General features: G+C 53.9%; 20 protein-coding genes. 12 read left to right on the top strand and 8 right to left on the bottom strand.

The window, feature by feature from the left end; genetic code table 11:
• The first annotated feature begins 4 nt into the window (after positions 1 to 4).
• From INF68_RS01750 to ompL, 4 genes are all read left to right on the top strand, one after another.
• Positions 5 to 2,029 carry an alpha-glucosidase gene (locus tag INF68_RS01750; protein WP_126787023.1) on the top strand — a complete coding sequence of 675 codons (2,025 nt, stop codon included), beginning with the start codon at positions 5 to 7 and terminating at the stop codon, positions 2,027 to 2,029.
• A gap of 45 nt (positions 2,030 to 2,074) precedes the next feature.
• Positions 2,075 to 3,457: an MFS transporter gene (locus INF68_RS01745; protein ID WP_126787024.1), complete on the top strand. Its 1,383-nt coding sequence runs from the start codon at positions 2,075 to 2,077 to the stop codon at positions 3,455 to 3,457.
• Between the two features lie 43 nt (positions 3,458 to 3,500).
• Positions 3,501 to 4,925, top strand: coding sequence for an MFS transporter (locus INF68_RS01740; protein ID WP_126787025.1), 1,425 nt, complete (start codon positions 3,501 to 3,503; stop codon positions 4,923 to 4,925).
• A gap of 74 nt (positions 4,926 to 4,999) precedes the next feature.
• Complete coding sequence (gene ompL / locus INF68_RS01735; protein WP_126787026.1) at positions 5,000 to 5,686, top strand: porin OmpL; 687 nt, start codon at positions 5,000 to 5,002, stop codon at positions 5,684 to 5,686.
• Positions 5,687 to 5,749: 63 nt separating this feature from the next.
• Here ompL and typA read toward each other — a convergent pair whose 3' ends face one another.
• Positions 5,750 to 7,573, bottom strand: a complete 1,824-nt coding sequence (gene typA / locus INF68_RS01730) for a ribosome-dependent GTPase TypA (RefSeq protein WP_023309762.1) — start codon at positions 7,571 to 7,573, stop codon at positions 5,750 to 5,752.
• A gap of 378 nt (positions 7,574 to 7,951) precedes the next feature.
• On the opposite strand from typA, the gene glnA reads away from it, so the two are divergent.
• From glnA to INF68_RS01710, 4 genes are all read left to right on the top strand, one after another.
• On the top strand, positions 7,952 to 9,361 hold the full coding sequence (glnA, locus tag INF68_RS01725; protein ID WP_023309763.1) for a glutamate--ammonia ligase: 1,410 nt from the start codon (positions 7,952 to 7,954) through the stop codon (positions 9,359 to 9,361).
• Positions 9,362 to 9,532: 171 nt separating this feature from the next.
• Positions 9,533 to 10,582: a nitrogen regulation protein NR(II) gene (gene glnL, locus INF68_RS01720; RefSeq protein ID WP_008501857.1), complete on the top strand. Its 1,050-nt coding sequence runs from the start codon at positions 9,533 to 9,535 to the stop codon at positions 10,580 to 10,582.
• Positions 10,583 to 10,593: 11 nt separating this feature from the next.
• Positions 10,594 to 12,006 (top strand): nitrogen regulation protein NR(I), encoded by a 1,413-nt coding sequence (glnG, locus tag INF68_RS01715; RefSeq protein ID WP_023309765.1) that lies wholly within the window; start codon positions 10,594 to 10,596, stop codon positions 12,004 to 12,006.
• A 111-nt stretch (positions 12,007 to 12,117) separates the two neighbouring features.
• Complete coding sequence (locus INF68_RS01710) at positions 12,118 to 12,228, top strand: YshB family small membrane protein (protein ID WP_109846467.1); 111 nt, start codon at positions 12,118 to 12,120, stop codon at positions 12,226 to 12,228.
• Between the two features lie 72 nt (positions 12,229 to 12,300).
• Here the strand turns inward: INF68_RS01710 and hemN are convergent, their stop codons facing one another.
• Both hemN and yihI read right to left on the bottom strand, forming a co-directional pair.
• A complete protein-coding gene (gene hemN / locus INF68_RS01705; protein ID WP_126787027.1) occupies positions 12,301 to 13,674 on the bottom strand; it encodes an oxygen-independent coproporphyrinogen III oxidase in 1,374 nt (457 codons plus the stop codon).
• Between the two features lie 188 nt (positions 13,675 to 13,862).
• A complete protein-coding gene (gene yihI / locus INF68_RS01700) occupies positions 13,863 to 14,378 on the bottom strand; it encodes a Der GTPase-activating protein YihI (RefSeq protein WP_109846458.1) in 516 nt (171 codons plus the stop codon).
• 577 nt (positions 14,379 to 14,955) lie between these two features.
• On the opposite strand from yihI, the gene yihA reads away from it, so the two are divergent.
• The gene (gene yihA, locus INF68_RS01695; RefSeq protein ID WP_023309768.1) at positions 14,956 to 15,585 is read left to right on the top strand and encodes a ribosome biogenesis GTP-binding protein YihA/YsxC; all 630 of its coding nucleotides are present in this window, start codon (positions 14,956 to 14,958) and stop codon (positions 15,583 to 15,585) included.
• Between the two features lie 311 nt (positions 15,586 to 15,896).
• Here the strand turns inward: yihA and polA are convergent, their stop codons facing one another.
• Positions 15,897 to 18,689, bottom strand: coding sequence for a DNA polymerase I (gene polA, locus INF68_RS01690; RefSeq protein ID WP_126787028.1), 2,793 nt, complete (start codon positions 18,687 to 18,689; stop codon positions 15,897 to 15,899).
• A 337-nt stretch (positions 18,690 to 19,026) separates the two neighbouring features.
• Positions 19,027 to 19,290, bottom strand: coding sequence for a hypothetical protein (locus INF68_RS23455; RefSeq protein ID WP_370552409.1), 264 nt, complete (start codon positions 19,288 to 19,290; stop codon positions 19,027 to 19,029).
• Here INF68_RS23455 and INF68_RS01685 point away from each other — a divergent pair.
• Entirely contained in the window at positions 19,187 to 20,038 is an 852-nt protein-coding gene (locus INF68_RS01685) for an acyltransferase (RefSeq protein ID WP_370552408.1), read from the top strand. The two genes, INF68_RS23455 and INF68_RS01685, sit on opposite strands and share 104 nt — an antisense overlap.
• Before the next feature lie 23 nt (positions 20,039 to 20,061).
• Here the strand turns inward: INF68_RS01685 and dsbA are convergent, their stop codons facing one another.
• The 3 genes from dsbA to INF68_RS01670 all read right to left on the bottom strand — a co-directional run bounded on the left by dsbA (position 20,062) and on the right by INF68_RS01670 (position 22,044).
• Complete coding sequence (gene dsbA / locus INF68_RS01680; protein WP_032662678.1) at positions 20,062 to 20,685, bottom strand: thiol:disulfide interchange protein DsbA; 624 nt, start codon at positions 20,683 to 20,685, stop codon at positions 20,062 to 20,064.
• A gap of 27 nt (positions 20,686 to 20,712) precedes the next feature.
• Positions 20,713 to 21,699 (bottom strand): serine/threonine protein kinase, encoded by a 987-nt coding sequence (locus tag INF68_RS01675; protein WP_047743296.1) that lies wholly within the window; start codon positions 21,697 to 21,699, stop codon positions 20,713 to 20,715.
• A gap of 75 nt (positions 21,700 to 21,774) precedes the next feature.
• Positions 21,775 to 22,044 carry a YihD family protein gene (locus INF68_RS01670; RefSeq protein ID WP_109846463.1) on the bottom strand — a complete coding sequence of 90 codons (270 nt, stop codon included), beginning with the start codon at positions 22,042 to 22,044 and terminating at the stop codon, positions 21,775 to 21,777.
• 68 nt (positions 22,045 to 22,112) lie between these two features.
• Here INF68_RS01670 and mobA point away from each other — a divergent pair, with 68 nt between their 5' ends.
• Positions 22,113 to 22,697 carry a molybdenum cofactor guanylyltransferase MobA gene (mobA, locus tag INF68_RS01665; RefSeq protein ID WP_126787030.1) on the top strand — a complete coding sequence of 195 codons (585 nt, stop codon included), beginning with the start codon at positions 22,113 to 22,115 and terminating at the stop codon, positions 22,695 to 22,697.
• A complete protein-coding gene (mobB, locus tag INF68_RS01660) occupies positions 22,694 to 23,197 on the top strand; it encodes a molybdopterin-guanine dinucleotide biosynthesis protein MobB (RefSeq protein ID WP_126787031.1) in 504 nt (167 codons plus the stop codon). Before mobA ends, mobB begins: the two co-directional genes overlap by 4 nt.
• Positions 23,198 to 23,268 lie beyond the last annotated feature (71 nt).

Below are 23,268 nucleotides of genomic sequence, written 5' to 3'. Positions count from 1 at the left end.
TTTTATGCGTACCCTACACAATATTGACCTGAAAAATAACGAAAGTGGTTTCACCCTGCACTGGCAGGACCGTCTGATTTTATCCCACACCGCGGATGCCCCTTGCCTGTGGATCGGCGCAGGCGAGGCGGATATCGAGATGTTTCGCGGCAACTTCAGCATCAAAGACAAGCTCAACGAAAAGATTGCCCTGACGGACGCGACCGTCACGCAGCAAAGCGCGGGCTGGGCGATCCGCTTTACCCGCGGCGACGCGGTGAGCGCAACGCTGCTGGTGGGCGTGGATGGCGAAGGCCGTCTGGAGCTGAAGCTTAAAAACGATGCTCCCGGCCATAACCGCATCTGGCTGCGGCTGGCGGCTCAGCCACAAGATCATATCTACGGCTGCGGCGAGCAGTTCTCGTATTTCGATCTGCGCGGCAAGCCGTTCCCGCTGTGGACCAGCGAGCAGGGCGTGGGTCGCAATAAGCAAACCTACGTGACCTGGCAGGCCGACTGCAAAGAGAACGCGGGCGGCGACTACTACTGGACCTTCTTCCCGCAGCCTACCTTCGTGAGCACCCAGAAGTACTACTGCCACGTGGATAACAGCTGTTATATGAACTTCGACTTCAGCGCGCCGGACTTCCACGAGCTGGCGTTCTGGGAAGATAACGCCACATTGCGCTTCGAATGTGCGGAAACCTACGTCGATCTGCTGGAAAAACTGACCGGCCTGCTGGGGCGTCAGCCTGAACTACCGGACTGGGTTTACGACGGCGTGACGCTGGGCATTCAGGGCGGCACCGAGGTGTGTCAGCAAAAGCTCGACGCCATGCGCGAGGGCGGCGTGAAGGTAAACGGCATCTGGGCGCAGGACTGGTCCGGCATCCGGATGACCTCCTTTGGCAAACGCGTGATGTGGAACTGGAAGTGGAACAGCGAACTTTATCCGCAGCTTGATGAGCGGATTGCGAAGTGGAAACAGGAAGGCGTGCAGTTCCTCTCCTATATCAACCCGTACGTCGCCAGCGATAAAGATCTCTGCGAAGAGGCGGCAACGCGCGGCTATCTGACCAAAAACGCCGACGGCAAGGACTACCACGTCGAGTTCGGCGAGTTCTACGCGGGCGTTATCGACCTAACCAACCCGGCAGCCTACGACTGGTACAAAGAGGTCATCAAAAAGAACCTGATCGCGCTGGGCTGCGGCGGCTGGATGGCCGATTTCGGGGAATATCTGCCGCCCAATACCTTCCTGCACAACGGCGTCAGCGCAGAAATCATGCATAACGCCTGGCCTGCCCTGTGGGCTAAATGTAATTACGAAGCGCTTCAGGAAACCGGCAAGCTCGGGGAGATCCTGTTCTTCATGCGTGCGGGCTACACCGGCAGCCAGAAGCACTCGGTGATGATGTGGGCGGGCGATCAAAACGTTGACTGGAGCCTGGACGACGGTCTGGCGTCTGTCGTACCGGCGGCGCTGTCGCTGGCGATGACCGGGCACGGCCTGCACCACAGCGACATCGGCGGCTATACCACCCTGTTCGAGATGAAGCGCAGCAAGGAACTGCTGCTGCGCTGGTGCGACTTCAGCGCCTTTACGCCGATGATGCGTACCCATGAGGGCAACCGTCCCGGCGATAACTGGCAGTTCGACGGCGACGCGGAAACCATCGCGCACTTCGCGCGCATGACCACCGTCTTCACCACCCTGAAGCCGTACATCAAAGCCGCGGTCGCGCAGAACGCGAAAAGCGGCCTGCCGGTGATGCGCCCGCTGTTCCTGCACTACGAGGACGACGCGCGCGCCTACTCGCTGAAATACCAGTATCTGTTTGGCCGCGATCTGCTGGTGGCACCGGTTTATGAAGAGGGACGCCGCGACTGGACGCTCTATCTGCCACAGGACAGCTGGGTGAATGCGTGGAACGGGGAAACCTGCCAGGGCGGTGACGTGACCGTTGATGCCCCGCTCGGCAAGCCGCCGGTGTTCTATCGCCAGCACAGCGAATGGGCAGATCTGTTTAGCACCTTACGTCATATCTGATAAGGCTCGCCCGCAGGGAAACCTGCGGGCAGACGGAGAATAATAATGAGTCAACATACTTCCGATCCGGCAACCCTACGACTGCCGTTTAAAGAAAAACTCGCCTACGGGATGGGCGACCTCGGCTCTAACATCCTGCTGGATATCGGCACGCTCTATTTGCTGAAGTTTTACACCGACGTGCTGGGGCTGCCGGGCACCTACGGCGGGATTATCTTCCTGATTGCGAAGTTCTTTACCGCCTTCACCGACATGGGCACCGGGATCATGCTCGACTCCCGGCGCAGGATCGGCCCGAAAGGGAAATTCCGCCCGTTCGTACTGTACGCGGCCTTCCCGGTGACCTTACTGGCGATTGCCAACTTCGTCGGCACGCCATTTGAAATCACCGGTAAAACGGTGATGGCGACGGTGCTGTTCATGCTGTACGGCCTGTTCTTCAGCATGATGAACTGCTCCTACGGCGCGATGGTGCCCGCCATTACCAAAAACCCGGACGAGCGCGCCTCGCTGGCAGCCTGGCGTCAGGGCGGCGCAACGCTTGGCCTGCTGTTGTGTACCGTGGGCTTTGTACCGGTGATGAATCTCATTGAGGGCAATGACCAGCTTGGCTATATCTTTGCCGCCACCCTCTTCTCGCTGTTCGGGCTGTTCTTTATGTGGTGGTGCTATAAGGGCGTGACGGAGCGTTATGTCGAGACACAGCCTGCAAACCCGGCGCAAAAACCGGGCCTGCTGCAGTCGTTTCGCGCCATCGCCGGGAACCGCCCATTGTTTATCCTGTGCATCGCGAACCTGTGCACGCTGGGTGCCTTTAACGTCAAACTTGCCATTCAGGTCTACTACACGCAGTACGTGCTGAACGACCCGATCCTGCTGTCATACATGGGCTTCTTCAGCATGGGCTGTATTTTTATCGGCGTCTTTATGATGCCCGGCGCGGTGCGGCGTTTCGGCAAGAAAAAGGTCTACATCAGCGGGCTGATGATTTGGGTGGCGGGCGATCTGCTCAACTACTTCTTCGGAGGCGGATCGGTGAGCTTTGTGGCGTTCTCCTGCCTGGCGTTCTTTGGTTCCGCGTTTGTTAACAGCCTGAACTGGGCGCTGGTGTCCGATACCGTGGAATACGGCGAGTGGCGCACCGGCGTGCGCTCCGAGGGGACGGTCTATACCGGCTTTACCTTCTTCCGGAAGGTATCCCAGGCGCTGGCGGGCTTCTTCCCGGGGATCATGCTCACGCAGATCGGCTATGTGCCCAACGTGGTGCAATCCGCCGGCACGGTTGAAGGGCTGCGGCAGCTGATATTTATCTACCCGAGCCTGCTGGCGGTTATCACCATCGTGGCGATGGGCTGCTTCTACAACCTCAACGAGAAGATGTATGTGCGCATCGTCGAAGAGATCGAACTGCGCAAACGTACGGCATAAATGACGTGATAGAGCGCCCTGCGGGGCGTTCTGAGGATCGACCATGACGCATAATACTGATCCGTTAACCCTGAAATTGAGCCTGCGAGAGAAGTGCGCCTACGGGATGGGCGATTTTGGCTCGAACCTGATGCTGTGTATTGGCACGCTGTATCTGCTGAAGTTTTACACCGATGAACTGGGCATGCCGGCGTTTTATGGCGGCATCATTTTCCTGGTGGCAAAGTTCTTTACCGCGTTTACCGACATGCTGACCGGCGTGATGCTCGACTCCCGGCGTAACATCGGTCCGAGGGGGAAGTTCCGGCCATTTATTCTTTACGCCTCCATGCCGGTGGCGCTGGTCGCGACGGCGCAGTTTATGGCCAACGACTTTAACCTGACGGTGAAAACGGCGCTCGCCACCGTCCTCTTCATGATGTTTGGCCTCTGCTATAGCCTGATGAACTGCGCCTACGGTGCGATGGTCCCGGCCATCACCAAAAACCCGAACGAGCGCGCACAGCTTGCGGCCTGGCGTCAGGGCGGCGCAACGGTGGGGCTGTTGCTTTGTACCGTCGGCTTTATGCCCATTCAGGCGCTGTTCGTCCACCAGCCCTCTTTAGGCTATCTGGTGGCCGCGATTGCATTCGTCACCGGCGGCCTGTTCTGCATGTGGTGGTGCTACAGCGGGGTGAAAGAGCGCTATGTGGAGGTTACGCCCGATCACCATAAGCCCGGCATTCTGAAATCGTTCTGTGCAATTTTCCGCAATCCGCCGCTGCTGGTGCTGTGCGTTGCCAACCTGTGTACCCTCGCCGCGTTTAACATCAAGCTGGCGATTCAGGTCTATTACACCCAGTACGTGCTGAACGATCTGCATCTGCTGTCGTGGATGGGTTTTTTCAGCATGGGCTGCATTCTGATTGGCGTGTTTCTGGTGCCCGGCGCGGTGAAGCGCTTTGGCAAGAAACCGGTCTATCTGGGCGGGCTGGCGCTGTGGGCGGTGGGAGACGTGCTGAACTTCTTCTGGGGGGCCAGTTCCCTGCTGTTCGTGCTGTTTTCCTGCATGGCCTTCTTCGGCACGGCGTTTGTGAACAGCCTTAACTGGGCGCTGGTACCCGATACCGTTGATTACGGCGAGTGGAAAACCGGCATTCGCGCCGAAGGGTCGGTGTATACCGGCTATACCTTCTCGCGCAAAATCTCCGCCGCGCTCGCCGGTTTCCTGCCCGGTATTATGCTGACCCAGATTGGCTACGTTCCTCATGCGGTGCAGAGCGCGGGCACACTGCTTGGGTTGCGTCAGCTGATTTTCCTCTGGCCGTGCGGCCTGGCGATCGTCGCCGCCATGACCATGGGGTTGTTTTATAAACTCAACGAAGCGCGCTTCGCCTTTATTATCGAGGAGATTGGAAAACGGAAAAAACAAACCGCGAATACCCCTGAGATAACCACCAATAATAAAGCGTCAGCAGTCACTTTATAACAATAAATCCGGCCAATATGTCCTTCCTGTTAATCAGGAGGGGGGCCTTTCTGTACCTGATACATGGACAAATTATGAAAAGAATCATTACTGTACTGATCGTGTCGTCTGTGTCCTGCCCGGTATTTGCCGGGGCCTATGTCGAAACGCGCGAAGCCTACAATACGGCCTCAGAGCTGCACGAGGTGATCCTGCGTGCAGGATTTAACTTTGATATGGGCGCGGGACTGATGTTCACCAACGCCTATAACGTGGGCAAATGGGATGAGCTGAAGCACAGCTATAACGAAATCGAGGGGTGGTATCCGCTCTTTAAGCCGACCGACGAACTCACCTTCCAGCCCGGTGGGTTGATTAACGACAGCAGCGCAGGGTCCGGTGGCGCAGTTTATTTAGATACCAACTACAAATTTACGGACTGGTTTAATCTGACGTTCCGCTATCGCTATAACCATAACAATTACGATACGCCGGACTATAACGGGCAGATGGATAAAAACGACACGCACGAATTTGCCAACTACTGGAATTTCAAAGTGACGGATGCGTTTTTCTACACCTTTGAACCGCACTTTTTCCAGCGGGTGAATGATTACCACAGCAAAAATGGCAAAGACCATCACTGGGAAATTACCAATAAATTCAGCTACAAGATCGACAGAAACTGGCTGCCGTACCTCGAACTGCAGTGGCTGGACCGATGGAATGATTACAACCGGGAGCAGTACCGGATCCGTTTAGGGTTACGGTATTCGTTCTAATAAAAAAGCCGCTGATCGCTCAGCGGCTTTTTACATACAGGACAGCGTTAACGCTAACCTGTATTACTCTTCTTTCGCACCGCGCATAGCACGTTTACGATCGTTCTCGGTCAGGTGACGTTTACGGATACGAATTGACTGTGGAGTCACTTCTACCAGTTCGTCATCATCGATGAATTCCAGAGCCTGCTCCAGAGTCATCTTGATCGGTGGAACCAGAACCGTTGCTTCGTCAGTACCGGACGCACGCATGTTGGTCAGTTTCTTACCGGTCAGGCAGTTTACGGTCAGGTCGTTAGAACGACTGTGAATACCGATGATCTGGCCTTCATAAACTTCAGCACCGTGACCCAGGAACAGCTTACCGCGATCCTGCAGACCGAACAGCGCAAACGCAACAGCTTTACCCTGACCGTTGGAGATCAGTACGCCGTTGTTACGCTGGCCCACTTCGCCCGGACGAACGTCGTCGTAGTGGCTGAAGGTGGAGTACAGCAGGCCGGTACCGGAGGTCATGGTCATGAACTCAGAACGGAAGCCGATCAGGCCACGGCTTGGGATCACGTAGTCGAGACGTACGCGGCCTTTGCCATCTGGATTCATGTTTTTCAGGTCGCCTTTACGCTCACCCAGAGCCTGCATCACAGAACCCTGATGCTGCTCTTCAACGTCCAGCGTTACGTTTTCGAATGGCTCTTGTTTACGGCCATCGATCTCGCGGAAGATTACTTTCGGACGGGAAACCGCCATTTCGAAACCTTCACGACGCATGTTCTCAATCAGAACAGACAGGTGCAGCTCACCACGACCAGAAACGCGGAATGCATCAGCATCTTCGGTTTCTTCAACGCGCAGCGCAACGTTGTGCACCAGCTCTTTGTTCAGGCGGTCAAGGATCTGACGAGAGGTAACGAATTTACCTTCTTTACCACAGAACGGAGAGGTGTTGACGTTGAAGAACATGGATACGGTTGGTTCATCAACGGACAGGGCTGGCAGCGCTTCGACGTTCTGCGGATCGCAGATGGTGTCGGAGATGTTCAGTTCACCCAGACCGGTGATAGCGATGATGTCGCCCGCTTCCGCAACGTCACTCTCGATACGCTCAAGACCCAGGTGAGTCAGTACTTTACCGACTTTACCGTTACGGGTTTTGCCTTCGCTATCGATGATAGTGACCTGCTGGTTCGGCTTCACTTTACCGCGCTTGATACGACCAATGCCGATTACGCCAACGTAGTTGTTGTAGTCGAGCTGAGAGATCTGCATCTGCAGGGTACCGTCGAGATCGACGTTTGGCGCAGGAACACGGTCAACAATCGCCTGATACAGCGGGGTCATGTCTTCAGCCATGTCTTCGTGGTCCAGGCCTGCGATACCGTTCAGCGCAGATGCGTAAACGATAGGGAAGTCCAGCTGCTCGTCGGTCGCATCGAGGTTAACGAACAGGTCGAAGACCTGGTCAACAACCCAGTCAGGACGCGCGCCAGGGCGGTCAACTTTGTTGATAACAACGATTGGCTTCAGACCATGGGCAAAAGCTTTTTTGGTCACGAAGCGCGTCTGTGGCATTGGGCCATCCATTGCGTCAACGACCAGCAGAACGGAGTCTACCATGGACATTACACGTTCAACTTCACCACCGAAGTCGGCGTGCCCTGGGGTATCAACGATGTTGATACGGTAGTCATTCCATTTAATCGCGGTGTTTTTCGCGAGGATGGTAATCCCACGCTCTTTCTCCAAATCGTTGGAGTCCATCACGCGTTCTTGGGTTTCGGCACGCGCATCAAACGTACCGGATTGCTGCAGCAGCTTGTCAACCAGGGTAGTTTTACCATGGTCTACGTGCGCGATGATGGCGATGTTACGCAAATTTTCGATCACAACTTTGCCTCAGGCATTTAGAAATAGCGCGTTATTGTACACGGATTAATCGCACTACAAAACAGGATCACAAACATCCCCCGCAAACAAGTATTGCAGAGATGCTTTGTGATCGCTTTCACGGAGCGGTAAAAGGGCACTTTAACGTAAATTGCACCAATATGGTGCTCAATGTTCACATTGAAGCACTATACTGGTGCAACAAATCCATTGTGGTGCAGCCCTTTTGCACTATGGTGCGCATGATAACGCCTTTTTGGGGTGATTTAAAAGTTGGCACAGATTTCGCTTTATAAAAAATACATGGCACCAGCCAGTACAAACAGAAATTGAAGACCTCGTTACCACGACGACAATGACCAATCTGGAGAGTTAAGTATGTCCGCTGAACACGTTTTGACGATGCTGAACGAACATGAAGTGAAGTTTGTTGATCTGCGCTTCACCGATACCAAAGGTAAAGAACAGCACGTCACAATCCCTGCTCATCAGGTGAACGCCGAATTCTTTGAAGAAGGCAAAATGTTTGACGGCTCCTCCATTGGTGGCTGGAAAGGCATTAACGAATCCGACATGGTTCTGATGCCAGACGCGACCACTGCGGTCATTGATCCGTTCTTCGAAGAACCAACCCTGATCATCCGTTGCGACATCCTCGAGCCAGGCACGCTGCAGGGCTACGACCGCGACCCGCGTTCTATCGCGAAACGCGCTGAAGAGTACCTGCGTTCTACCGGCATCGCAGACACCGTTCTGTTCGGGCCAGAGCCAGAATTCTTCCTGTTCGATGACATCCGTTTCGGTGCCTCTATTTCTGGCTCCCACGTGGCTATCGACGACATCGAAGGTGCATGGAACTCTTCCACCAAATACGAAGGCGGTAACAAAGGTCACCGTCCTGGCGTGAAAGGCGGTTACTTCCCGGTTCCTCCGGTCGACTCTGCACAGGACATCCGTTCCACCATGTGTCTGGTGATGGAAGAGATGGGCCTGGTTGTTGAAGCTCACCACCACGAAGTGGCGACTGCTGGTCAGAACGAAGTGGCAACCCGCTTCAACACCATGACCAAAAAAGCGGACGAAATTCAGATCTACAAATACGTTGTGCACAACGTTGCGCACCGTTTCGGTAAAACCGCGACCTTCATGCCAAAACCAATGTTTGGCGATAACGGTTCCGGTATGCACTGCCACATGTCTCTGTCCAAGAACGGTACCAACCTGTTCTCTGGCGACAAATATGCCGGTCTGTCCGAGCAGGCGCTGTATTACATCGGTGGTGTTATCAAACACGCTAAAGCAATCAACGCCCTGGCGAACCCAACTACGAACTCCTACAAGCGTCTGGTCCCGGGCTACGAAGCGCCAGTGATGCTGGCCTACTCTGCACGTAACCGTTCTGCTTCTATCCGTATCCCGGTGGTGGCTTCTCCTAAAGCGCGTCGTATCGAAGTTCGCTTCCCGGACCCAGCGGCTAACCCATACCTGTGCTTCGCAGCACTGCTGATGGCCGGTCTGGACGGTATCAAGAACAAGATCCACCCGGGCGAAGCGATGGACAAAAACCTGTACGACCTGCCGCCAGAAGAAGCGAAAGAGATCCCACAGGTTGCTGGCTCTCTGGAAGAAGCCCTGCAGGCGCTGGACGCAGACCGCGAGTTCCTGACTGCAGGTGGCGTATTCACTGACGACGCTATCGATGCCTACATCGCCCTGCGTATGGAAGAGAACGACCGCGTGCGTATGACTCCACACCCGGTTGAGTTCGAACTGTACTACAGCGTTTAATAAAAGTTGTTTTACCCGGCGTGATAAACGCCGGGGGTAGTTGCCGTGGAAACTTTTAGCCCATCTCCGGATGGGCTTTTTTCTCCACCAACAACCTGATCTCACGCGCTTTTTACGCCGAAAACGCTATACTGCACTAAATTAGTGCAAACGACTCCAGGAGACTGCTGAATGGCAACTGGCACGCTGCCCGATGCTGGGCAGATCCTCAATTCTTTGATTAACAGCATATTGCTGGTCGATGACGAGCTGGCCGTTCATTACGCCAACCCGGCCGCGCAGCAGCTGCTCGCCCAAAGCGCACGTAAACTGTTCGGCACCCCGCTTCCTGAACTCCTGAGCTATTTTTCGCTGAATATTGGCCTGATGCAGGAAAGTTTGCAGGCTGGCCAGGGGTTTACCGATAACGAAGTCACGCTGGTGATCGACGGGCGCTCGCACATTCTGTCGTTAACCGCGCAACGTCTTCCCGAAGGTCTGATCCTGCTGGAAATGGCGCCGATGGATAATCAGCGTCGACTGAGCCAGGAGCAGCTTCAGCATGCGCAGCAGATTGCCGCCCGTGATCTGGTGCGCGGTCTGGCGCATGAAATCAAAAACCCGCTGGGTGGATTACGCGGCGCGGCGCAGCTTCTGACCAAGGCGCTGCCCGATCCCGCGCTGGCGGAGTATACCAACGTCATCATTGAGCAGGCGGACCGTCTGCGGAATCTGGTAGACCGTCTTCTCGGGCCGCAGCAGCCGGGAATGCACGTCACAGAAAGCATCCATAAAGTGGCTGAGCGGGTGGTGAAGCTCGTCTCAATGGAGCTGCCAGAGAACGTCACGCTAGTACGTGATTACGACCCAAGCCTGCCGGAACTGGCCCATGACCCGGACCAGATTGAGCAGGTCCTGTTGAATATTGTGCGTAATGCCCTGCAGGCGCTGGGGCCTGAAGGCGGTGAGATTATTTTACGCACCCGCACCGCCTTCCAGCTCACGTTACACGGCGTGCGCTACCGGCTGGCCGCCCGAATCGACGTTGAGGATAACGGGCCCGGCATTCCATCGCATTTGCAGGACACCCTGTTCTACCCGATGGTAAGCGGTCGCGAAGGCGGAACCGGCCTGGGCTTATCCATTGCCCGCAGTTTGATCGATCAACACTCCGGGAAAATTGAATTTACCAGTTGGCCGGGACATACCGAGTTTTCGGTTTTCCTGCCGATTAAAAAATAAAGGTGACGTTTATGCAACGAGGGATAGTCTGGGTAGTCGATGACGATAGCTCCATCCGTTGGGTGCTTGAACGCGCGCTCACAGGGGCAGGATTAAGCTGCACGACGTTTGAGAGCGGCAGCGAAGTGCTCGACGCACTCACCACCAAAACGCCAGATGTTCTGCTTTCGGATATTCGTATGCCGGGCATGGACGGGCTGGCGCTGTTAAAGCAGATCAAACAACGCCACCCTATGCTTCCGGTCATCATAATGACCGCGCACTCCGATCTGGATGCCGCAGTAAGCGCCTATCAGCAAGGGGCGTTTGATTACCTGCCCAAACCGTTTGATATCGACGAAGCGGTGGCGCTGGTTGAGCGCGCGATTAGCCATTATCAGGAGCAGCAACAGCCGCGCCACGCACCCGATTTTGGGCCAACGACAGACATCATCGGTGAAGCACCGGCGATGCAGGACGTGTTTCGCATTATTGGCCGTTTGTCCCGCTCGTCCATCAGCGTATTGATTAACGGTGAGTCGGGAACCGGTAAAGAGCTTGTGGCGCATGCATTGCACCGCCACAGCCCGCGGGCAAAAGCGCCGTTCATCGCCCTGAATATGGCGGCGATCCCGAAGGATTTGATTGAGTCCGAACTCTTCGGCCATGAAAAAGGGGCATTTACCGGCGCCAATACCATTCGCCAGGGGCGGTTTGAACAGGCTGACGGCGGTACGCTGTTCCTGGATGAGATCGGCGATATGCCGCTGGATGTCCAGACACGCCTGCTGCGCGTGCTGGCCGACGGGCAGTTTTATCGCGTGGGCGGCTATGCGCCGGTGAAGGTGGACGTGCGTATTATCGCCGCGACCCACCAGAACCTGGAGCAACGCGTTCAGGAAGGAAAATTCCGTGAGGATTTATTCCACCGTCTGAACGTAATCCGCGTTCATCTGCCGCCGCTGCGTGAGCGTCGGGAAGATATTCCCCGCCTGGCACGTCATTTCCTGCAGGTGGCCGCCCGCGAGCTGGGTGTGGAAGCCAAGCAGCTTCACCCGGAAACCGATGCCGCTCTGACGCGTCTGGCATGGCCGGGCAACGTGCGTCAGCTGGAAAACACCTGCCGCTGGTTAACCGTGATGGCAGCCGGGCAGGAAGTGCTGATTCAGGATTTACCGGCCGAGCTGTTTGAAGCGACCGCGCCTGAAAGCAGTACCGGGCACGCGCTGCCGGACAGTTGGGCGACGCTGCTGGCGCAATGGGCCGACCGCGCGCTGCGTTCCGGTCATCAAAACCTGCTGTCTGAAGCTCAGCCGGAGATGGAGCGTACGCTGTTAACTACCGCGCTTCGTCATACGCAGGGTCATAAGCAGGAAGCCGCTCGCCTGCTGGGATGGGGACGTAATACCCTGACGCGCAAGCTTAAAGAGCTGGGAATGGAGTGATCGCACGCCGCTGTGTAAAGGTTATTAATTGAGCGCAAATTGCCGTTATTTTGCGCTTTACTGTTCCGATGAGTTTTGTATGATCGTGCCCGGAAATTGGGGGTGAACATCATGCTGGAAACAATTGTGAATATGATCTCTAGCGGAGCCGCTGAAAGCCACACGCCACAAACAGCCGTTGCGGCTATGTTGTGTGCGGCGCTGGTTGGGCTGTTTAGCTAGCGAGTTGAACGTAAAAGCCGGGTGGCGGCTTCGCCTTACCCGGCCTACGTTTAGTGCTTTTGGCAATGCGCCTTAAATCACCCGCGAGAACTGCTGCAGTCGCGCTTTCTGACGCAGATACGCGTCAAAGCACATGCAGATATTACGAATCAACAGACGCCCTTTCGGCGTGACCTCAATCGCGCTCTCCGACACATCCACCAGCCCGTCTTTCGCCAGCGGTGCAATCAGCTTCAGGTCTTCCGCAAAATAATCGCTGAAGTGCAGATCCCACTGCGACTCAACGTCGCTGAAATCGAGACGGAAGTTGCAGATGAGCGCCTTAATGACATCGCGACGGATGCAGTCGTCGCGCGTTAACGCAATGCCGCGCCACAGCGCGTTGCCCGTTTCATCAACCTGCTGGTAGTAAAGCTTCAGCTCTTTCTGGTTCTGCGCGTAAGAGTCGCCAATCATGCTGATAGCGGAGACGCCCATCCCCAGCAAATCGGTATCGCCCTGGGTTGTGTAGCCCTGGAAGTTACGGTGCAGAACGCCTTCACGCTGAGCAATCGCCAGCTCGTCATCCGGACGAGCAAAGTGATCCATTCCGATAAACTGATAGCCGGTTTCGGTCAGCGAGGCGATGGTTTCCTGCAGGATATCCAGCTTCTGCTGGGCAGAAGGAAGATCGGCATCTTTGATTTTGCGCTGAGCGGCAAAGAGCGTCGGCAGATGCGCATAGTTAAAGACGCTCAGGCGGTCCGGGTTGAGTTCGGCCACGCGCTTCAGGGTGAAGGCGAAGCTTTCCGGCGTTTGCTTTGGCAGGCCGTATATCAGGTCAATATTGGTCGAGGTGAAACCAATCTCACGCGCGTGATTGAGTAAGGCAAAGATAAATTCTTCGTCCTGCTCGCGGTTCACCAGACGCTGAACCTCTTTATTGAAATCCTGCACGCCCATGCTCAGACGATTGAAGCCTTCGGCGCGTAAGAGATCCAGTACATCCAGCTCAATTTCACGCGGATCGACTTCGATTGAGATTTCAGCGTCGGCGTTAAAACTGAAATTGCCGCGCAGCAGGGTCATCAGGCGGCTTATTTGCGCTTTATTCAGATAGGTTGGCGTCCCGCCGCCCCAGTGCAGCTGGCTGACGTGACGGCCAGTAAACAGCGGCGCGCGATGGACAATTTCTTGTTCGAGCGCGTCAAGATACTGGTCGGCTTTGTGCTGCTGACGGGTAACGATTTTATTGCAGCCGCAGAAGTAGCAAAGCTTATGGCAGAACGGAATATGGACGTAGAGCGACAGCGGACGCTCAGGATAGCGTGCGACAGCCTGCTGGAAATCAGCCTCGCCGAAGGCATCGGAGAACTCCAGCGCGGTGGGGTATGACGTATAACGCGGCCCGGAATAGTTATATTTCTGGATTAGGGCCAAATCCCAGTCGATAGTTGGTGCTGACATGCTCACTCCTTCCGTTGGTGTCGCGTTCGTATACGGCGGCCCGTTCTGGCCCCATCGCGGGCCATCATTCGGGTGCGCAGCCACTTCTGTCGCCGCGACAACCGCCGTAGTTTAACGAATAACCACACCAGATAACATATAACCGGAAGGGTTATAAGCAGGACTATCGTGCCTGCCGGGTGCAAATGTTAGTTTCCACCCTTCAGAAGACGCATCATATCTTCCTGCTTCTCGTCTTCTTCTTCCTCTTCGTCATCGTCGTATGACAGGCCCAGCTTCTGCATCAGTTCATCGATACGATCCAGTTTGGCATCCACCCATGACTGCTCTTCAGCGGTCAGGGTTTCACCCTCTTCAAGACGTTCCAGCAGCGCGTCCAGGCGCTCATCGTTCTCCAGCAAATCCAGCTCAGCCTGCGGTGAAAGCATAGGTTTCTCGCTCTTTGGTTTATGCTGCTTAGTGACCGGGGTGTCTGTCACGCCCAGTGGAATGGGAGTTTTACTGCCGATACGAGGATCTTTCTGCTGTTTGCCTTTTGCAGAAGCACCCGCTGCACCACCACCGTTGGCACGGCTACCCGCAGCGTGACCGCGATGTTTTTTGTCGCGTTTGCGGTCGCGCGCTTCCTGGTTCAGTTCTTCGCGCGTTTTGCGGCGTGCTTTTGCAGGGCGTTTCGCGCCCGCAGCGGAGGTTGGTTTTTTCATGATGTTTTATCTTTAAGTCGTTTTCTTCAGTATAGAATTGCGGCGAAATCTAGCAGAAAGCAAGCAAAGAAAAAAGGCGACAGAGCAATCTGTCGCCTTTTTTCCTGACTCACAACCCTTAGCGGGTCAGACTTTCCGTGTTTGCCAACAACAAACCCTGTTTATCCCTTGGCTAATACCGTCCGTGATACGGTTCCATTTCCTTTTAAAACGCCTCCAGGCGCTGGTCATCCTGACAATCCTGCGTCTTCGCCTCCTGGCGCTCCTGACCCTAATCCTTAAGTCGATTTCCTGTTGGCTTCCTCGCCCTGACGCACACTTTACCTTGTTCCGTTAAACTAACAAGCAACGAAACGGTACAAAAAGAGTTTTTCAGACAATTACCCGGAAATAAGATTATGATTTAAAACAGTTTGCCTTTTTTGACGCCTGCGAATTCTCTGAAATCTCCCATAGCATCCCTGGCCGATCTCTCACACCGGTTGTGGCATTCGCCTACAGCTCATAGCAATCAGAAAAGCCTTTTGCCTGCATTCGGGTATAATCCCCTTCAGATTACGATTTTGGAGACGACAACGTGACTACCTGGAACTACCAACAGACGCATTTTGTCACCAGTGCGCCCGATATTCGCCACCTTCCTTCTGATACCGGTATTGAAGTGGCATTTGCTGGCCGCTCCAATGCGGGGAAATCCAGCGCCCTGAATACGCTGACCAATCAGAAGAGCCTGGCGCGCACCTCAAAAACACCTGGCCGTACCCAGCTGATCAACCTGTTTGAAGTCGCAGAGGGCAAACGCCTGGTCGACTTACCAGGCTACGGTTACGCGCAGGTACCGGAAGAGATGAAAATCAAGTGGCAACGTGCGCTGGGTGAATACCTGGAAAAACGCCTGTGCCTGAAAGGTCTGGTGGTGCTGATGGATATTCGCCATCCCCTGAAAGATCTGGATCAGCAGATGATCGACTGGGCGGTAGCAAGCGATATCGCCGTGCTGGTGCTGCTGACGAAAGCCGATAAGCTGGCGAGCGGCGCGCGCAAAGCGCAGGTGAATATGGTTCGCGAAGCGGTGCTTGCGTTCAACGGTGATGTGCAGGTTGAGCCGTTCTCCTCGCTGAAAAAGCAGGGCGTGGACAAGCTGCGTCAGAAGCTCGATACCTGGTTTAGCGAGCTGGAACCCGCGACGGAAGCGGAAGAAGAGTAATACCGAGCGCGGCGATAGTCGCGTTTTTTTTGCCTGAATTTTTCTTTGCCGCAATAAAAAACGCCCCAGTCATTACTGACTGGGGCGGCTAAAATATTCAGCCAAATCCGATTACGTGAAGTAAAAGGTCTGAAAGATAGAACATCTTACCTCTGTACCCTACGCCGACAACTCTACCCCTTTTTGTGCTGCAGAAAAAGCACTTTTTGTAGTTTTTTTTCATTCTTTACATAGGGAATTCTAATGATTGTCACAAAACGCGCGTTGTTATGTTGCAAACTTACATAAAAAGCGCGTTATGCGAAGAACCCTTAGTGAGCCTGATCCCAGTTTTCGCCACTTCCTACTTCCACCAGCAACGGCACGTCAAGCGTCATGCTGCTTTCCATCAGTTCGTGGACCTTCTTCGACACGGCGTCGAGGTCGTCTTTATGCACTTCAAATACCAGTTCATCGTGTACCTGCATGATCATTTTCACGCGAGGCTTCTCTTCTTCCAGCCAGGCATCAACGGCGATCATTGCACGCTTAATAATGTCCGCCGCGGTACCCTGCATCGGGGCGTTGATCGCCGCACGCTCTGCGCCAGCGCGACGCGCCGCGTTGCTGGATTTGATGTCCGGTAAGTAGAGACGGCGGCCATCCAGGGTTTCGACGTAACCTTTTTCCTTCGCCTGCGCGCGGGTGCGTTCCATATATTCCAGCACGCCCGGATAACGCTCGAAGTAGAGATCCATATACTTCTGCGACTCTTTACGCGGAATGTTGAGCTGGCGCGAAAGACCAAATGCGCTCATGCCGTAAATAAGACCGAAGTTGATCGCCTTAGCACTGCGGCGCTGTTCGTTGGTCACGCTCTCCAGCGGCAAGCCGAAGACTTCCGCCGCGGTTGCCCGGTGGATGTCCTTCCCTTCTGCAAATGCAGTCAGCAGGCCTTTGTCGCGGGACAGATGCGCCATAATGCGCAGCTCAATTTGCGAGTAGTCAGCAGAGACAATCAGATAATCCTCTGGTGCGATGAAAGCCTGGCGAATACGGCGGCCTTCTTCGTTACGTACCGGGATGTTCTGCAGGTTGGGATCGGTTGACGAGAGACGACCGGTCGCCGCGACAGCCTGATGGTACGACGTGTGCACACGACCCGTTTTCGGGTTGATCATCAGCGGAAGCTTGTCGGTGTAGGTAGACTTCAGCTTCGCGAGGCCACGGTACTGCAGAATCACTTTTGGCAGCGGGTAATCCAGCGCCAGCTCTTCCAGCACCTCTTCAGAGGTTGACGGCGCGCCGCCAGGGGTCTTCTTCAGCGGCTTGATGCCCTGCTTTTCAAACAGAATGGTTTGCAGCTGCTTCGGTGAAGAGAGGTTAAACGGCTCGCCTGCAAGCTCATGCGCTTTTTGCTCGAGCTCGGTCAGACGCTGCGCCAGCTCCCCGGAGTGGTTATGCAGCACCGTTGGGTCAATCTTCACGCCGTTGCGTTCAATGCGTGACAGCACGGGCACCAGCGGCATCTCGATATGCTGGAACACGTTCAGCGGACCTTCATGCTTCTGCAGTTTTGGCCACATCTTCAGGTGCAGCTGCAGCGTGACATCTGCATCTTCCGCCGCGTAGCGCCCCGCTTCTTCCAGAGCAATCTGGTTAAAGGTGAGCTGATTTTTCCCTTTACCGGCAATTTCTTCAAAGGTGATCGTTTTGTGCTTGAGCCAGCGGTCAGATAAGGAATCCATATCATGGCGGCCCGCGACGCTGTCCAGAATGTAGGATTCAAGCATGGTGTCGAAGGCAATCCCGCGCAGTTCAATGCCGTAATTTTGCAGAATGCCGCGGTCGTACTTGAGGTTTTGCCCGACCTTGAGCGCCTTTTCGTCTTCCAGGATTGGCTTCAGCAGCTCAAGCACGCGTTCACGGGAAATTTGCTCCGGCGCATCCAGGTAATCGTGCGCCACGGGAACGTAGGCGGCAATACCCGGCTCTGTCGCAAATGACAGGCCAACCATATTGGCAGAGATGTTATCGAGGCTGTCTGTTTCGGTATCAAAGGCGAAGACGGGCGCCTTTTTCAGTTTCTCGATCCAGGCGATCAGCCGTGACTCTTCAAGAATGGTTTCGTAGTTGTCGAAGGAAAGCGCCACGGCTTCTTCTTCCGCCTGCTCTTCTGCGTCAACGACGATTGTCTCCTTCGGCTTTGCAGCAGGTTTAGCCCCTTTCGCCTGCAGCCATTTACCGGCTTCCACGTCAGCGGTCCAGCGCTTGAATTCGTATTTCTTAAACAGGCTCAGCAGATCGTCAGCGGAAGGCTGTTGCACTTCTAGCTGCTCACAGCCCAGCTCCAGTTCGACATCGGTTTTGATTGTGGCCAGCTTATAGGAGAGATAAGCCACCTCTTTGTTCTCTTCCAGTTTTCCGGCCATGGTTTTTGCGCCACGGAAGGAGAGCCCGGCGATTTTGTCTGGCTCCGCGTAGAGCGTATCCAGACCACCCAGCCCCTGGAGCAGCGCCTGCGCGGTTTTTTCACCGACACCAGGGACACCCGGGATGTTATCCGAGGAATCGCCCATCAACGCGAGGAAGTCGATAATCAGCTCAGGCGGCACGCCATACTTTGTGACCACTTCTTCTGGCCCCAGAATGGTGTTGGTCATGGTGTTAATCAGGGTGATGCCTGGCGTCACCAGTTGCGCCATATCTTTATCACCGGTGCTGATCAGCACAGGACGACCCATCTTTTCTGCTTCACGCGCTAGCGTGCCGATAACGTCATCAGCCTCAACGCCAGAGACGGCCAGCAGCGGCAGCCCCATCGCTTTTACCATGGTATGCAGCGGCTCAATCTGCGCGCGCAGATCGTCAGGCATTGGCGGACGGTGAGATTTGTAATGCTCAAACAGCTCATCGCGGAAAGTTTTACCTTTCGCATCAAAGACCACAGCCGCATGGGTTGGCTGATACTGAAGGATCAGGCTGCGCAGCATGTTCAGCACGCCGTACATTGCGCCGGTAGGTTCCCCTGCGCTATTGGTCAGAGGAGGAAACGCATGGTATGCCCGATACAGGTAAGAAGAGCCATCGACGAGAATAAGAGGGTTTTCTGGGATCTGAACCATAATGTCCGTGCCTTTAATCAATTTATGGGTAAAGGATGCCACAGAAGGATGAAAACATCAGGTATTAGCGCCAGATACAGGAAAAGATTTTGCGATCGTGAGGATCGCTCGCAAAAATCAAACTGTGGATAAGTTTGTGCATATTTTCACTTCATATGAATAACAGACGTAAAAAATACATATGAGTTAATTTTTAGATCTTAATTATCATGCTGTTATCGTATTAGATCTTCTCTATATGGTCACCTGATGGCAATTTAGTCTATGTGGATATAAGCCTTGTTAACCGCGGAATCACAGAGAAATCTTCTGCGACAGGGTAAAAGCGGCGAAATCATCACGTCAAATCGCCATTAATTTGTCTGTTTTCTGGTAAAATCAGCGCCCGGCGTTGCATAGCCGACCGCTCAATTACAGCTAACCATTTGAAAAAGCTCATCATGTCGAGATTGCTTGCTGCAATAACATTACTGTTAAGCATCATTTTAACTATCCTGGTGACTGTCGCCTGCTCTGTACCGATCATTATCGCCGGGATCGTTAAACTGCTGTTGCCTGTCTCTGTGGTGTGGCGAGCCGTGTCCGCATTTTGTAATTTCATGATGTACTGCTGGTGCGAAGGACTGGCGATCCTGCTGTGCCTGAACCCGCATCTGAAGTGGGATATCAAAGGGCTGGAGAGTCTTAACAAGAAGAACTGGTATCTGCTGATTTGCAATCACCACAGCTGGGCGGACATCGTGGTGTTATGCGTACTTTTTCGAAAACACATCCCGATGAACAAATACTTTCTGAAACAGCAGCTCGCCTGGGTGCCTTTTATCGGGCTGGCCTGCTGGGCGCTTGATATGCCGTTTATGAAACGCTATTCGCGCAGCTATTTGATTCGTCATCCCGAGCGTCGCGGCAAAGATGTGGAGACCACACGCCGTTCCTGCGAAAAGTTTCGCGCGCATCCTACGACCATCGTAAACTTTGTTGAAGGCTCCCGATTTACGGAGGAGAAGCACCAACAAACCCGCTCTCCTTACCAGCACTTGCTGCCGCCAAAGGCTGCGGGTATTGCGATGGCGCTTAACGTGCTGGGATCGCAGTTCGATAAACTCCTGAACGTCACGCTCTGCTATCCGGAAAACGATAAGACGCCGTTCTACGATATGCTCAGCGGCAAACTGACGCGCATTGTTGTGCGTGTCGATCTGGTCCCGATAGATGCCGGGCTGCACGGTGATTACGTTAACGATAAGAGTTTCAAGCGTCGTTTCCAGCAGTGGCTTAATACGCTCTGGAAAGAGAAAGACGAACAGATAGACAATATTAAATCTTTATACAAAAACGCCGGTCAGTGACCGGCGTTTTTACATCAGCGAAATTACTTCTTCTCAACCAGGTATTTCACGGTATCAGCATACTGCTGTACGAAGATATCCATGCTGCTGGTGTCCATGCCCTGCATGTTCAGCTGGTATTTGCCGTTAACAAACATCGCCGGAACGCCCTGAAGCTGGAGGTCAGCAGCCGCTTTTTCCTGCTGAGCAACCAGAGATTTCACCACAAAGCTGTTCCATGCAGCGTCATACTCTTCACCTTTCACGCCGGCATCAACGAACACTTTGCGGATATCCGCAGTGGTCTGAACGGTCTGGGTTTTCTGTACGGCTTCAAACATTGGCGCAGTGATCTTATCTTCCACGCCCAGTGCCATCGCAACCGCCCACGCCTGGGTCAGGTCTTTACCCAATGGGCCCAGGAACTCGACGTGGTACTTGGTCATTTTGGTGCCTTCTGGCAGCTTTTTCTTCACGCTATCCGAAACATGCAGCACCTGCTCGAACTGATAGCAGTGTGGGCAGTAGAACGAGAAAAACTCCAGAACCTGTGGCTCGCCAGCGACCGGTTTGTCCAGCGTGGTGTACTGTTTGCCGTCGGTAAACTGCGCAGCAGAAGCGCTAAATGCCAGAATCATACCTGCCAGCGCCAGCCAAATTTTTTTCATGATTAACTCTCTCCTGGGTGTGTCCAATTAATACATCGGCGTTAATTGCAGAGGGGGTTCCTGAAGAACCTTGACCTGCTCAGTAAATGTAGATATCTGGCTACGCCAGTAATCCTCTCCGGTAAGCCACGGGAAATTCCGGGGAAATGCGGGATCGTCCCAACGCCTGATTAACCATGCGAGATAATAAACAAAACGCATCGCACGTAAAGGCTCAATCAGGGCAATTTCGTCTGAATTAAACGGGCTAAATTCTTCATAAGCTTCAATGATCGTTTCAAGCTGCATGCGTTGCTCGGCTTTGTCGCCATTGAGCAGCATCCACAGGTCCTGAACCGCGGGCCCCATACGCGCATCATCGAGATCGACAAACAGCGGGCCATCACGCCAGAGGATATTTCCTGCATGACAATCGCCATGCAGGCGCAGGACGGAAATATCGTCACGCCAGCAGGTTTTAACAGCTGCAATGAGCTTATCGGTGGCGTTGAGGAAATCATCCTTTAACGCAGTGGGGATCATGGCAGACGTTTCGAATATTTCGCGTGGCTCAAGAAGGTATTCCTGAATTCCGATAGTCGGGCGGGCAATAAAGACTTTTTTGCGTCCCGTCTGGTGTATGCGCCCAAGATAGCGGGCAACCCACTCCATCTGATCGATATTATCCGCTTCAAACTGGCGGCCACCCAGGCTCGGGAATACAGCGTAGTAAAACCCTTCGTGCGTGAGGAGCGTTTGATTATTGAATTTTAGCGGCGCGGCAACGGGAACATCGTCATCCAGCAGATCGTGAGCAAACTGATGCTCTTCCTGAATTTGTTCTGCGGACCAGCGTTCAGGACGATAGAACTTTACGACGAAGCGCTGACGATCCTCGTCCTGAAATTGATAGACGCGGTTTTCATAGCTGTTTAACGGTGTTAGCCCGGAATCCACCCGAATACCCTGTTCAAACAGGGCATCCATAATGGTGTCCGGGTGTAATGTCTGGAAAGTAAAAGCCTGGTCGTTCATCCGATCATCCGGAAATTATACGAATGATTCAGGATATCATCTTGTGACGATTTCGGTGCCGCCGCTTACAAGCTTTTACTCTTTAATTACGCCTCGGGCGCGCAGTAATGCGGTCTTAAAATCTTCCTCATAATCCTTCTGAATACCAGGAATAACAGCATCTTTGGCAGAGTCACGCATTTTAAGTTGGTAGATCAGGATATCGTCAGAAAGGTCTGCCAGTTCGCCGTCAAAACCTGACTCTTTCGCCAGTTTCTGTAAAAATTGCATCAGATTTAGCTCTGGCTCTTTTTGCCAGGCGGGCTGGAGGAGTTCAATAACTTCATTCAGACGTTTACATTTCATGGTGGTGCTCCTTTCATTTAGAGTGACACGTTAGCAGGGTCAATCCCACAATAAAAGAGGCGATATTCGTGAATCTTAGCCAGGAAATCATTGGGGTCGTTCTGGCAGGTGGCAGAGCAACGCGAATGGGGGGAAAAGATAAGGGGCTTCAACGCCTGAACGGCAAACCCTTATGGCAATGTGTCACTGACACGCTTGCAGGCCAGGTGTCGACAATGGCCATCAGTGCTAACCGGCATATCGACACTTACCAGCTCAGCGGGTACGCCGTTTACCAGGATATCCTTGAGGATTACCCGGGACCGCTGGCCGGGATGCTTTCGGTCATGCAACAGTCTCGCGGAGAGTGGTTCATCTTCTGTCCCTGCGATACCCCGTTTATTCCGTCCTGTCTTGTCGAACGTTTGTTGCTGCTTCGGGGTACGGCTCCTGTGGTTTGGGTACATGACGGCGAGCGTGATCATCCTGCTATCGCATTGATGCACCGATCCCTGGCGCCAGCTCTGCAGGCCTATCTGAGTGCGGGAGAGCGCAGGGTGATGGCTTTTATGCGCGAGTCTGGTGGTCATCCCGTTGATTTTAGCGATTTAAAATCAGCTTTTGTGAACGTGAATACGCCTGACGATTTGCAGGTGATGCAGGAGAAAAGATGATACCTGTTGTCGCCATTTCCGCCTGGAGTGGGACCGGAAAAACCACGCTGCTGAAAAAGCTCATTCCTGCGCTTTGTGCCAGAGGTATCCGTCCAGGATTGATTAAGCACACCCATCATAATATGGATGTCGATAGACCGGGCAAAGATAGCTATGCATTGCGTAAAGCGGGTGCAGCGCAAACGATGGTGGCAAGTACTCAACGCTGGGCGCTGATGACAGAAACGCCGGATGAGGCGCCGCTGGATCTCGCTTATCTGGTCAGCAGGATGGATCATGCCACGCTGGATCTGGTGCTGGTTGAGGGATTTAAGCATGAGGCCGTGCCTAAGATCCTGCTGTTCAGAAGCGATGCCGGGCATGATTTCAGCGAATTAACGCTGGATGAGCATGTGATTGCGGTGGCCAGTGATGTTGTATTGCCGCTTGAAGTTCCGATGCTGGATTTAAATGATGTAGAAGGGATTGCGCAGTTTATAGTGGAGTGGAGTGCGATCTGACTTACCGGGGGGTGGTTTTGCCCTACCCGACCTACAAATTCCTGAGGTGCTTAAACGCAAAAAGGCCATCC

The sequence above is a fragment of the Enterobacter cloacae complex sp. P16RS2 genome (assembly GCF_014982155.1).
In the GTDB taxonomy this organism is placed as follows: domain Bacteria; phylum Pseudomonadota; class Gammaproteobacteria; order Enterobacterales; family Enterobacteriaceae; genus Enterobacter; species Enterobacter cloacae_M.
This window is presented reverse-complemented; position numbering and strand designations above follow the sequence as displayed.

Excerpts from the sequence above, each read along its gene's own strand:
- INF68_RS01750 (WP_126787023.1), top strand. The coding sequence starts at position 5 with ATGCGTACCCTACACAATATTGACCTGAAAAATAACGAAAGTGGTTTC.
- INF68_RS01745 (WP_126787024.1), top strand. The coding sequence starts at position 2,075 with ATGAGTCAACATACTTCCGATCCGGCAACCCTACGACTGCCGTTTAAA.
- INF68_RS01740 (WP_126787025.1), top strand. The coding sequence starts at position 3,501 with ATGACGCATAATACTGATCCGTTAACCCTGAAATTGAGCCTGCGAGAG.
- ompL (WP_126787026.1), top strand. The coding sequence starts at position 5,000 with ATGAAAAGAATCATTACTGTACTGATCGTGTCGTCTGTGTCCTGCCCG.
- glnA (WP_023309763.1), top strand. The coding sequence starts at position 7,952 with ATGTCCGCTGAACACGTTTTGACGATGCTGAACGAACATGAAGTGAAG.
- glnL (WP_008501857.1), top strand. The coding sequence starts at position 9,533 with ATGGCAACTGGCACGCTGCCCGATGCTGGGCAGATCCTCAATTCTTTG.
- glnG (WP_023309765.1), top strand. The coding sequence starts at position 10,594 with ATGCAACGAGGGATAGTCTGGGTAGTCGATGACGATAGCTCCATCCGT.
- INF68_RS01710 (WP_109846467.1), top strand. The coding sequence starts at position 12,118 with ATGCTGGAAACAATTGTGAATATGATCTCTAGCGGAGCCGCTGAAAGC.
- hemN (WP_126787027.1), bottom strand. The coding sequence starts at position 13,674 with ATGTCAGCACCAACTATCGACTGGGATTTGGCCCTAATCCAGAAATAT.
- yihI (WP_109846458.1), bottom strand. The coding sequence starts at position 14,378 with ATGAAAAAACCAACCTCCGCTGCGGGCGCGAAACGCCCTGCAAAAGCA.
- polA (WP_126787028.1), bottom strand. The coding sequence starts at position 18,689 with ATGGTTCAGATCCCAGAAAACCCTCTTATTCTCGTCGATGGCTCTTCT.
- INF68_RS23455 (WP_370552409.1), bottom strand. The coding sequence starts at position 19,290 with ATGAAATTACAAAATGCGGACACGGCTCGCCACACCACAGAGACAGGC.
- dsbA (WP_032662678.1), bottom strand. The coding sequence starts at position 20,685 with ATGAAAAAAATTTGGCTGGCGCTGGCAGGTATGATTCTGGCATTTAGC.
- INF68_RS01675 (WP_047743296.1), bottom strand. The coding sequence starts at position 21,699 with ATGAACGACCAGGCTTTTACTTTCCAGACATTACACCCGGACACCATT.
- INF68_RS01670 (WP_109846463.1), bottom strand. The coding sequence starts at position 22,044 with ATGAAATGTAAACGTCTGAATGAAGTTATTGAACTCCTCCAGCCCGCC.
- mobB (WP_126787031.1), top strand. The coding sequence starts at position 22,694 with ATGATACCTGTTGTCGCCATTTCCGCCTGGAGTGGGACCGGAAAAACC.